Raw genomic sequence first — 11,425 nt, 5'->3', positions numbered from 1 at the left:
CCTCGGGACTGGTTTTGAAGTACTTGAAAGAGGCAGGTTTGGTCATGGGCAAAAGCTACGCAACCGTCCTGCCTGCCTCAAGACAAGTTCTTCTGACAAGACCGTTGAAATCCCAAAGTCCGCCGCTCAAAAACGCCAAACACGCTAAGTAGTATGACGGCGAACGCCAAGACTGTTGTCAGGTATCTCGACACCATTGTCACCCCGAACAGGTCGTCAAAAAAGAGCTCTCACCCAACGAACGAGTGCGACACCCAAAGCCTTTGTGGAAACCAGAGCAAGATCGCTCTTCTTGGACGATCAACAATGATGAAAGATGCCTCAAGATCATCATCTTGGCTTTCAATCTATCAGTACAGATAGATTCGTCCTTTGCGATTTCCCGGCCTCGTCCGTCTGGGAAGCAAGCGGCGGAAGGGGCGCACTCCATGAAGTGACGAATAAAAGTACTCCGACCACGGTCACACAGGTCGCACCGGCGACTTGGGCAACGCTTTCAAAGCGTTGGTGGGTGGCTGCATTCGCACCGATCCGCTGCGCAACCTTCGCGCGCCCCCAAATGGCCGCCACGCCGATCAGAGACATGGAAATCGCCATGCCCAGCGAAATCGCGGCCACCATGGCGATCGCAGGCCATACAAGGTCATTTGCAAACCCGAACAGCATTACGATCAGGGCGCCGGTACAAGGAACGATGCCCACCGCTATCGCAAGCCATCCGTCGGATCGGCTGGACGATTTTTTGGCAATTGCGCAGGCAGCGCAGCCGCTGTGGGTGTTGTGGTCATGCGGGTGCGTGTGATGCGGACCGTGTTCATGGGTCACCGAGGCCGTTCTTCGGAGGTCATGAATTGTCCGAAGGCTTTTCCAAAGCATCCAAAGGCCAATGGCGATGATCAGCGCATAGCTGCCCAGCCGGATGAGCCGGTAATCGGAGGGTGCACCGCCGGTGGTTTGCCGGATCGCAAGGTCGAGCAGGAATACAGCCGCAACGGCCGAAAACACGTGTACGATGGCGATGCGAACCCCCATCCCAACACCGCGGCGCAGGTTACCCCCTTCACCGACGAAATAGGAAATCACGACGGCCTTGCCGTGCCCCGGCCCAAGCGTGTGCAGGACCCCATAAAGAAACGCGACAAGAAGAGCGAACGCTACCGTCGCCAGCGACTTGCCCTGATCCATCGACGTCATTGATGTTGTGAAGAGATTGCTGATCCAGACCTGAGTTCGCGCAACGATATTTCCCTGAACAGGCGCAGCGGCGGACGCCTTGATTTCACCCGGTACGCCCCAAATCTGTGCCTCTTTCAATGAGTAGGATGCTTCGACCATCCTCTGCCCATCGACGAGGAATAGATTGCTGACAGACGGTTCATGTTCCAGAACGCCGCGCAACCGAATTGCGTGAAACGCTTCGTCTATCTCAATCCCTTGCGGTACATCGACACGAACCATCTGGTTGGGCGGCGGTGGCGGCGTGTGAATGCAGGCCCCCACCCACGGCACCAGCAGAAAACTGAATACGCGCCCGTTATCCCCGCGCAGCGGCAGGACGTATCCATCAAGCGAAACTTCGCGCCCGAGATACTGCCCGGTTACGCCGGTCGCCTCTTCGCGCCGTTTCTCCATCACCACAAGGCGCTGGGTCAAAAGCTCGTCCGCGTCATAGCCTTGGTCGCGCAGCCGCACACGGGCCTCCTGTGCCCGCTGGCCGAGTTCGGCATCATCCACGCGGCGCGCGGCATCAAGGATCGTCCGCAGATCATCCTTTTGCTTGTAGGACATCTCCAGGAACGGATCCTCGTAGGAGGCTGCTGACGACGCCAGATCACCCCACACCACGTGCGCTGGTGCATCGGCCAGCGCGGTCGAAGGGTGCAGCCCCAGCGCAAGCAACAGCAGAAGCATTGAGCGCCCGAAAAAGGCGATGACTTCTTGCGCGTCCATAGCGGGTGCCTCCATGTCAAAATTCATCTATCGCGGCGACCCAGTCTCTCAAGTGAAGTCGTGGCAGAGCGGCGGTTCATTCCACGATCTCGTTTCGGATGGGCTGGCCCGGGAAAACGTCCATGACGACCTGCGATTCTTTCACGACAGTCTTTCCGTTTACCACGACGAATGGGATACCCTCAGACGCCAATCCGCCCTTCTCCTTTGTCGCCCTGTCCGTCACTGTCTCGGGGTCAAAGATTGCAATGTCCGCGTCTGCACCTTCCTGAAGGCGGCCTTTGCCCTCCATTTGATCTACGCCATTTCGTTCCATAAAGCTGGCTGGCATGTAGGTCATCTTCGAGATCGCCAGCATAAGCGGCATAAGGTCTTCCTCCCGAACCAACCGAAGCACCTTGGCGTGCGATCCTGCGGCGCGCGGGTGCGCCTGCACTTCATCGTACGCGGCGTCCCAACCTACGGCGGTCTCTCCAGTGGCCGAGATGATCGAAGTGAAGGCATCACTTTCGACCAGGGTGTTGGGATCAGCCAAGGCATCGAGCATCACATCTTCTTCAACACCCAGAAACAAGATCGGCGCGGTTGGTTCTGACGCGATCAACTCCTCGTACCGCTCTTTCGTCAACGGTTGCATAGTTGCCTGTTCGGTAATGTCTTCGTAGCCACGGCCCATGTTGGGCCCATAATTCGAAGGCCGCAGATAGTCGGCACTGACGACGGATGCCCCGAAATTGTAAGGGTAGATCGCAGAAACCACGTCAATACCAGAGGCGCGGGCGTCTTCGAGCATTTTCAACGCATAGGGAGTGTTTGCGAGCGCCTTTTGATGAATATGGCTGACATAAAGCCCACCCCCATAGATCGCGATGCTGGAGAGCGTTTCCTGAACCGACATGATCCCGGTCGTTGGCGGTTCGTTGCTTGAGAACCGGCCGTGCATAACGCTGAAGGACCCGTAGTCTCCAGCCAGACGATGCATTTCGACCATCTCCTGAGACGTGAGGTTCTCGGTGGCATATCCGACGGGGTTCCCAAAGCCCAAGGCGCCTTGCTTCAGCCCATCCTCCAACAACCGGACGATTTCGTCGATTTGTTCATCATCGGGCTTGGACTGCAGTCCAGCCAAGTTGATGCCGGCTTCCGTGATGCCGGCATCCAGAATGTAAGAACCCGTGAGACTGATGTAGATCGGGTTCATCACTGTTTCTCGAATGCCCAGCAGGGAAACGCTGGCACCGAAGTTGGTCTTCGATTTGCCCTCGAGCCGCTCGTAGTAGAGCGGCACGGGATAGGCTCCGGACTCCAGCTCCAGCTGGGTTGTTACGCCGTCACGAAGTGCTTGCTTTTGGCCGAATGGCAACCCTCCGACATGGTTGTGCATGTCGATGAATCCCGGTGCAACGACGTGACCCGTGGCGTCGATCGTCTCGGATCCGGATATTTCAGCCTCGGTCACAATCGCGATATGCCCACCGCTGATGCCCACGTTGCGGATTGCATCCAGATTGGTCTCGGGGTCCATGACGCGACCGTTCAGGATCACAAGGTCGTACTCCTGCGCCCCCGCGACCGAAGCCGCGAGGACGAAAGCAAAGGTAGTCAGCGTTCGGCCACGCATGACCGGTCACTCCATGTCGAACTTGTAGATGGTGCCGTCCTTCATGATCATGCCGAAGTTCGCCTTGGCATCGCCGATCAACTGCAGATCCTCCAGAGGATTGCCGTTGACGAGGATCATGTCCGCATAGGCGCCTTCCTCGATCACGCCGAGCGGGCCGAGCGGATAAGGGGTCACTTTTTGCGACATCTTCAGCAGTTCGGCATTGTCGCAAGTTGCCATTTTCAGCGTTTCATACGGCGTGAACCAACGTTCCATCTTGGCCAGCACCGCGCCCTGGCGTTTCGCGAGGTCCGCGCTGAACAGCGTATCGGTGCCGAAGGCGATCTTCATACCCAGTTCCTTGGCGGTCTTGTAGACGAAGTCGGTGCCATCGGTGACAAACTTGTACTTGGCCTTCTGGAACTCGTTCAGAGCCGGTGCGTCTTCATCATCCATGAACGGCTGCATGCTGAGCCAGACGTCCTTGTCCTTCATCATCTGCAGGGTCTCACGGGTGGCCATGTGGCCGTGTTCGACGCTGCGCGCGCCATTCTCGACTGAGTGCCGAACCGCTTCATCATTGATCGCATGGGTCGTCACATAGGTGCCCCAGGCTTCGGTCGCCTCGACGGCGGCCTGGAATTCCTCGTCGGTGAACTGGATGACATGGATCGGGTCATAGGACGATGTCACGCCGCCACCTGCCATCAATTTGATATGGGTGGCCCCCTGCATCAGGTTTTCCCTGACGCGCTTCAGAACCGCCGGAACGCCATCCGCGAGATAGAACATGTTGCCTTCTTCGAAAGAGTGCAACTCACCCAGCGGAGTTGGCACGTCCCGGGTGATGCGGAAATCCTGGTGGCCGGCGGTGATTGACAAGGCTGGCCCGGATGGAAAGACCCGCGGCCCGTCGATCAGCCCCTCGTTGGTTGCGCGCGCAATGTCGAACATCGGTCCGGCCACGTCACGCACTGTTGTGAACCCGCGCGACAGCGCGTTGTTCTGGGCCTTGGCGGCCAGAAGGTTCCAGTAGCCCTCGCCCGTCAGGGCCAGTTGCGCAATCGTCGCTTCAGCAAAGACCCCATGCCAATGCGCGTCGATCAGGCCGGGGATCAGCGTGTAGCCCTCGGCATCGATCTCGAAAGCGCCTTCGGGTGCCTCAAGATCGGAACCAATGGCAGAGATCAACTGACCGGAAACCAGAACGTCAACATCCGCGAGCTCTTCGTCACACCCGTTGAAGACCTGTGCCCCCCTGATCAGCACATTGTCGAATTTCATCTTTACGTTGGTGGTTTCAATTTCACCGACGACACCGGCCGGGACGACCTCATGGTTGGCCTCATGCGCCAGAACGCTGACTGGAGTTGCGGCGAGCGTCGTGCAGAGCAGATAGGTGAGCGTTCTGTTGGTCATGATGTACATCCTCATTTTCAAACGATGAATGAATTTGGTTTTGGTCGCGCAAAACTGTTTTTGGTTGCGCAGCCTGGGTTTTCAAAAATTGCGGATCGCGGTGAGTGGACCCGCTGGGCTTTCTTGTGCTCCCATGGCACTGAAATGTTCAGTCACATGAGGGCGTGAACAGACCCAAGAAGTCAACAGCGACATCGCCCGCATCAGAAGTTCAGCACCTTGTATCCAACCTGGACAGACCACTCTGCCGGCCTGTCGCCGCCAAACAGAATGCCAGGCTTGATGAACACTTGACCGTCACCGCCAAATGCCTTGCCCGTCAGCATGCCCGCGGTCACCTGTAGGCTGCCGAACGTCGCGTCCGTTTCCCAATCGTGGATGATGGCCGGATCGAAGGTCAGGTAGAAACGCGGATTTTTCAGCTTGGGAACATAGTAGAAGTCGATCGTGGTCGTGTTCACATTCTGACCTTGATCATTTCCGCCCTCCAGTCCGAATGTCTGAACCCAGGCCGGGGCGAAAATTGCTCCGTTGTTGAGAAACCACGCGTAGAAGGCCGAGGTTTCACCGGCAAATTGCCCATAGCCGGCGGCTTCGGTTTCTGCTGTGTCCAGGAACAGTTCAAAAGTGAAAGCGGCCCCGTTTTTCTCGGTAAGGTAAAAAACGTCAATGTAGGTAACGCTGATGTCGCCCAGCGTGAATTCAACTCCAGGCTTTCCGCCGTAGATTGGGTTTGCGTTGAACGGGCTGTCCGATCCAGGCACGGTGATCCGGAATGCCCGTTTGCCGCCTTCACCAAAAGGCTGCGTATAGAAGGCCTCGAACAGGCCGGTATTCAGGTCGGAATTGATCTGGTTGAACTGATACTGAATCCCAAACTGCGTCGTGAGCAGCGTTGGATTGGTGCCATTGTTGATCTCGCTGAGATCTTCCTGAGCTTTGGCAGGGAGTGCAACGGCGGTGATCAAAAACCCTGCCAAGGCTACGTATTTGCAAAGGCCAGACGAAAGCGATGCCCCTTCGGTGCGATTGCATGACTTATTTTCCAAGGTGCCCACTTGCCCCATCTCCATCGAATTTTGGCGCACCGCCGTGTCAGCCTTTTTGTGCATGCTGACCCCGGTGCGCAAGGCAGGCCCGGAATTCCGAACTCACCCCATTGAAAATCTCTTCATATTCTGCCGCGCGCGCAGGAACATCTTTCCAACGCCCCATCGCTTGTTCGGCAATTTCCATTTCTTCGCAGATTGACCGGAAAACTGGATTGTTTCGGAACTGAAGCGCGATTTGTTCAGCTTCTTCGGGATGTCTTTCGATCAATCGTTCCAGCAGCGCGTCCATCATTCGTTGTGCTCCTGCTGGATCACAGCATCAAATCGTGGCGAGTTGAACGTTGCTACATGTAATTTACGGTCATATTGCCGCGCGGAACGCACGTTGCCATGCGCCTCCTTCGTGTTACGTTTCCGTGGCATCGAGTATTCTTCACGTGAGAGAAACGAAGTGAGCAGAAGTCACCCGCCGGGAAGTTTGGAGTTGTCTGAAGGGGACATACGCCGGCAACTCGCGCGGATACTTGACTGCAGTGATCTGCAGTCCAGCACCCGGCGTCGTGAGATGCTAACATTTATTGTCGAGGAGGCCTTGGCGGGCCGGGACACCGAACTAAAGGCGACGACCATTGCGATGGCGGTTTTCGGGCGCGGTTCCGATTTCGACCAACAATCCGACCCAATCGTGCGGCTGGAAGCCAGAAAGCTGCGCAGGGATCTCGACAACTACTATGCGGGGCACGGCAGGGATGATCCGATCCGCATCAGCATTCCAAAAGGTCACTATGTCCCGAAATTCACTCCGCAGGAGCCGATGGCGCACGAAGGAGATCCTTCTAACGAGAAATCCACTGGCGACCAGAAGCACGAGGCGACGCCGCGCACCGGGCGCTACATCGGACTCGCGTCGCTGGTGGTCATATGCACGGCTGTCCTGGTCGGGCTTGGGCTCTGGCATGGACGGCTGGAAGGTCGTGCACCAACCGAGGCCAGGGGAACCGTCAATAAAGTCTCCATTCTGGTCGAGCATTTTGAACCTCGAACTGATGATGCTCTTGTTTCGCTTGTCGCTTCGGGTTTGACGAATGAGCTTGCTGCGGATTTGATCCGGTTCCCGGATCTTGCCGTGCATCTTGCATCTGAGCCAGTCGCGCGCGGCTCGGGGTCCGCCTCGAACGCAAACCGCACACCAGCAGTTGAATTTGTGGTGACCGGTGACGTTTGGCGCGACGGCGACGAGTTGCAAGTCCGGACGAATCTTGTACGGCGCGCTGATTTCGAAGTCTTGTGGAGCGAACGACATACCGAAGGCACCAATGGCCAGAGCATTACAGATATTCAGGACTCGATTTCGTCACTGGTCGCTTCGACAATAGGACAGCAATACGGCTACGCACTCCGCGATGTACGTGCTGAAAGGCTCGTTGATCGAAACGACCCAACTCTGCGCGGCTTTGCGTGTGTCGCAAGTGCGCAAATATACCGGAGAACCTACCATCGGGATCAATATCAGGCGGCGAGGGATTGTCTCGAAGCGACCGTTCGCGAGGATCCGGAATACGTTCGGGCATGGGCAATGCTGGCCTACCTGCGCAACGATGCCGCCCGGTTCGGTCATGAGAAGGAGCTTTCAAGAGACGCGGCTTTTGCCCTTGCCAAACAAGCAGCAGCCCGTGCGATCGACTTGGACCCGCAAGATACAGACGCGCTTCAGGCGATGTCCCATGTTGAGCAATACGCGGGTGATATGGAGCGCTCGATCGAGTTTGCGCGAAGGGCCGTGGAAGTTAACCCCAACGATCCAGCCGCGCTGGCCAATCTTGCGATCCGTTACGGTATTGCTGGCCGCTTCGACGAGGGAGTTCCCATTATGCATCGTGCGATTGATCGCTCTGTTGCGCCACCGCCGTTCTACTTTCACCTGCTGGCCGCGGACCATCTGATCAAGGAGGAATGGGAGGAATTGGTCATTGATGCAGAGCATGCCTCCGCTGATGGTTGGTCCTTTGGCCAGGCATTGCTTGCGATCGCTCACAGCAACCTTTCCAATGAAGCCGCCGCGCGAGATGCACTAGCTAGATTGTCCGAACTTGACCCGCTTCTCTACGAGGACCCGAAAGCATGGCTGGAATCGCATAGAATGAATGCGGTTCTTGTCGAAGCCGTCACCGAGGGCCTGTCAGAAGCTCACGTATTTGTTGGTGAATAGAAGACGGGTGCATTACTGTTCGGATAAGAAGTGACAACGTTCGAACTGGGATATGTCGCAAAGTTTGGTCTGGATTGGCGAGCCTATAGACCTCTACGTTTGATGTTCGCGTATTGATTTCCAACAGAATCTAGCATGATGTCATTGACAGGCTGTCAGGTGCTGTCAGACGAATTCGAACCAGTCTCAGTTTGCCGCGGAAACCGCGAACCTATCCCGAACAAAGCTGACGCCACTCGCTAAGAGCGGCGGCGCGGGTCAGCTTGAAGGTGTCTCGACTGGCTAGCGATCTTTCTTGGTTGAAGTGATTGTAGACGGAGGAATGGACGGAGGCGAATTTCTGTAGACTTCGCATGCGCTTGAAACGCTGCATCGCGCGTTCGCGTCGTCGAAACGGCAGGTGTGAATTCTCAACACGGTTGTTGAGCCACCTGCCCGTCTGTTGTTTTTCGAGCGCGCCTATTTCTCTGAGCGCAGCCTTGTATGAAGCGAAGCGATCTGTGACGACCTCCTTGGCGCAACCGTGCCGCTTCATCAATTTCTTGAGAAATTTCAGTGCAGCAGCTTTGTTACGGCGCTTTGTTACAACTGCTTCCAGCACCTCGCCTTCGTCATCCACAGCGCGCCAAAGATAATGCCGTTTGCCATTCACTTTCACAAAGACCTCGTCCACGTGCCACTTCCATTTTGAAAAGGTTCGGAGTTGCTGCACACGCTTCCGTCGGATCTCAGCGGCGAACATCGGGCCGAACCTATTCCACCAATAGCGGACTGTCTCATGGCTTACATCGATCCCACGTTCATGCAGGAGATCTTCGACATTTCGAAGCGAGAGCGGGAAACGGATGTACAGCATCACCGCAAGGCGGATGACCTCGGGACTGGTTTTGAAGTACTTGAAAGAGGCAGGTTTGGTCATGGGCAAAAGCTACGCAACCGTCCTGCCTGCCTCAAGACAAGTTCTTCTGACAAGACCGTCGCCGCGGCATAGGTCAACGACCACTGACTTAGTTCTCCATTACGATCTTTGCCATGGTCGAAAGAGAATGCGGCATTAGTGGCGGCCGAGCCTGGCTCCGCGTTGACGGTTGAGTCTGCATCAAACTATACTTTTGCCATGCCTAGCGGAAAATACATCGACGATTTGTCGGTTGGCGAAACCTTCGAAACCGGAGGCGTTACGCTGACCGAGGGAGCGATTATTGACTTCGCACTGGTTCATGACCCGCAGCCCTTCCACGTTAACAAAGTGGCTGCCGCAGAGTCGATTTTCGGCGGTCACATAGCCAGTGGATTTCAGACAATAGCGCTTACTTTCAGGTTGTTCCGCGACACTGGTGTACTTACCGGAACCAATCTGGGTGGACATGGTATGGACGAGGTACGGTGGCTGGCTCCGGTGTATTCCGGTGACACGATCAGCGTGCGCGTTACGGTTGAGGCAATTACACCGTCACGTTCGAAGCCAGACCGGGGAACGGTCAAATTCCGATACCAGACATTTAACCAGAACGATGTTGAAGTTCTTAACCTGGTCATGCACCACGTGATGGCATGTCGGAGTTAAGGCGGTTTGCAGCGACTGGGGCGCGGCGATCAATTTGATCTCCCATTGTCATCTTCAAGAGTATCCTTGGGCTCGCCACATAAGGCTTCTATTGCTGCGGTCGTGGCGTACATGCAAACTAGTTTGTTCGCGTGTTCTCAATCCTTTTTGCCTAAATAACTACTTGTAGATTGCCGCATAGCGAGGTGCGAAGAACTTAACGAAGGCTTTAACCTCTGGCCGACGATAGGCTTCCGGCGAAATGAGCATTAGGTGCGGCACCGCAAGTTCAGGGATTTCGTCGAAACATCGGATGAAAGACATGTCTGTTTCCACCAGCTTGACATTGCTGATACCAAGGCCTTGCCCTGATCTGATTGCCGCATGCATAAGCTCGAGTTCAGTGAAAGACATAACGATCTGTTCCGGTGCCACGTGATTGGTCAACCATTCGTGGAATACATTCGGTACATCGTCCCGCTGAAAGGTAACAAACTGATGCCCGGCCAGATCATTCGTTGACCCCGGTAAGCCAAATTTGTCCGCGTAATTTTTGCTGCCGAACAAAGACCAGCGGGCCGTGCTGATCTTACGACAGATCAGGTCAGGATCGGGATCGGTTCTTGCAAGGCGCAAAGCAATGTCGGCCTCGCCCGCCATCAGGTCCAGCGCCCGAACGCTGGACAAAAACTCGAATGCGACATCCTGATTGTCGGCGGAAAACTCGTTTACGATTTCGATCATGCGTGCGGAGAAGTTTGCCGAATAAGCGGTGATACGGATGGGTTGTGTCGACGTCAATTCCTTCGCGCAATCGGTAAATTCGAGGACTGAAGCCTCGATTGCTTCGGCGAGGGGAACGAGGCGAAGGGCTTCTGGGGTCGGTTTGAACCCGTGCGTACCACGCTCAAACAGCGTCAAGCCTGTTTCTCTTTCGAGAACATCAATGCGTCGGGCGACCGTTGGTTGGGAGACCTTTAGCTTTCTGGAGGCCGCAAGCGTCGATCCTTCTCTCAAGACAGAGAGGAACACACGAATATCCGACCAATTTCGGAACCCGTTCTTCATTTTTGTAGAACAGCACAATTTTGTGCCGGATACCAGAAAAACAGGTGAACAGTTACTGTTGTTGCGACAGCGCAAGCAACTCGGAAAGGACCATGAGATGGCTTCCCATACAATGTCACCCAGCATCTGGACCGTATTTGGTGGACTGTTCGGTAGGACCAAGAGAGGCTTCCCCGAAGCCCGGAAGCCGCGGCCTACAGCTGACGATTTTCACGCTGAACGCGACTATATTAATGACGTGATCTGGAGTAATCCCGATGCGTTTTCGAGTGAGCTTGACGTTCAGAACATGGTGAGTCTTTATCCAGGAAGGTTCTGACGACACTTGGTGACAATCGGCCGAATAAGGCGATTAGATCACGCCAAATGCAGCTGCAAGCTGGAAGTGGCAGCCACGCACCTGTGTTGTAGCCATTGAGTAAGTACCAATACGAGACTTTCATGAAGCCCGCGAAAGAACCCAGGCCGATTTACTGGTGCTGTCAGACGAATTCGAACCAGTCTCAGTTTGCCGCGGAAACCGCGAACCTATCCGGAACAAAGCTGACGCCACTCGCTAAGAGCGGCGGCGCGGGTCA

General features: G+C 55.6%; 10 protein-coding genes. 3 read left to right on the top strand and 7 right to left on the bottom strand.

Annotated features, from left to right (window positions below):
• Positions 1-342: 342 nt before the first annotated feature.
• The 5 genes from ACR0LD_RS18965 to ACR0LD_RS18945 all read right to left on the bottom strand — a co-directional run bounded on the left by ACR0LD_RS18965 (position 343) and on the right by ACR0LD_RS18945 (position 6,316).
• Complete coding sequence (locus ACR0LD_RS18965) at positions 343-1,965, bottom strand: HoxN/HupN/NixA family nickel/cobalt transporter (RefSeq protein ID WP_480638474.1); 1,623 nt, start codon at positions 1,963-1,965, stop codon at positions 343-345.
• Positions 1,966-2,026: 61 nt separating this feature from the next.
• Positions 2,027-3,571 (bottom strand): amidohydrolase family protein, encoded by a 1,545-nt coding sequence (locus ACR0LD_RS18960; RefSeq protein ID WP_480638472.1) that lies wholly within the window; start codon positions 3,569-3,571, stop codon positions 2,027-2,029.
• A gap of 6 nt (positions 3,572-3,577) precedes the next feature.
• Positions 3,578-4,972 carry a metal-dependent hydrolase family protein gene (locus ACR0LD_RS18955; RefSeq protein ID WP_217355754.1) on the bottom strand — a complete coding sequence of 465 codons (1,395 nt, stop codon included), beginning with the start codon at positions 4,970-4,972 and terminating at the stop codon, positions 3,578-3,580.
• A gap of 203 nt (positions 4,973-5,175) precedes the next feature.
• On the bottom strand, positions 5,176-6,084 hold the full coding sequence (locus tag ACR0LD_RS18950) for a hypothetical protein (RefSeq protein ID WP_170462375.1): 909 nt from the start codon (positions 6,082-6,084) through the stop codon (positions 5,176-5,178).
• Positions 6,068-6,316 (bottom strand): hypothetical protein, encoded by a 249-nt coding sequence (locus tag ACR0LD_RS18945; protein ID WP_480638470.1) that lies wholly within the window; start codon positions 6,314-6,316, stop codon positions 6,068-6,070. The genes ACR0LD_RS18950 and ACR0LD_RS18945 overlap by 17 nt, the downstream gene beginning before the upstream one ends.
• Positions 6,317-6,589: 273 nt before the next feature.
• On the opposite strand from ACR0LD_RS18945, the gene ACR0LD_RS18940 reads away from it, so the two are divergent.
• Complete coding sequence (locus ACR0LD_RS18940; RefSeq protein WP_480638468.1) at positions 6,590-8,233, top strand: tetratricopeptide repeat protein; 1,644 nt, start codon at positions 6,590-6,592, stop codon at positions 8,231-8,233.
• Between the two features lie 211 nt (positions 8,234-8,444).
• On the opposite strand, the gene ACR0LD_RS18935 is transcribed toward ACR0LD_RS18940, so the two are convergent.
• On the bottom strand, positions 8,445-9,152 hold the full coding sequence (locus ACR0LD_RS18935) for an IS6 family transposase (RefSeq protein WP_480638466.1): 708 nt from the start codon (positions 9,150-9,152) through the stop codon (positions 8,445-8,447).
• A 138-nt stretch (positions 9,153-9,290) separates the two neighbouring features.
• On the opposite strand from ACR0LD_RS18935, the gene ACR0LD_RS18930 reads away from it, so the two are divergent.
• Entirely contained in the window at positions 9,291-9,800 is a 510-nt protein-coding gene (locus tag ACR0LD_RS18930; protein WP_480638464.1) for a MaoC family dehydratase, read from the top strand.
• Between the two features lie 159 nt (positions 9,801-9,959).
• Here ACR0LD_RS18930 and ACR0LD_RS18925 read toward each other — a convergent pair whose 3' ends face one another.
• Positions 9,960-10,811 carry a LysR family transcriptional regulator gene (locus ACR0LD_RS18925; RefSeq protein WP_170517478.1) on the bottom strand — a complete coding sequence of 284 codons (852 nt, stop codon included), beginning with the start codon at positions 10,809-10,811 and terminating at the stop codon, positions 9,960-9,962.
• Here ACR0LD_RS18925 and ACR0LD_RS18920 point away from each other — a divergent pair.
• Positions 10,726-11,166, top strand: a complete 441-nt coding sequence (locus ACR0LD_RS18920; protein WP_480638476.1) for a hypothetical protein — start codon at positions 10,726-10,728, stop codon at positions 11,164-11,166. The genes ACR0LD_RS18925 and ACR0LD_RS18920 overlap by 86 nt on opposite strands.
• Positions 11,167-11,425 lie beyond the last annotated feature (259 nt).

This window comes from Ruegeria sp. BF8, from assembly GCF_056538625.1.
The sequence above is the reverse complement of the archived record's forward strand: the minus strand, read 5'-3'. Positions and strand labels throughout refer to the sequence as shown.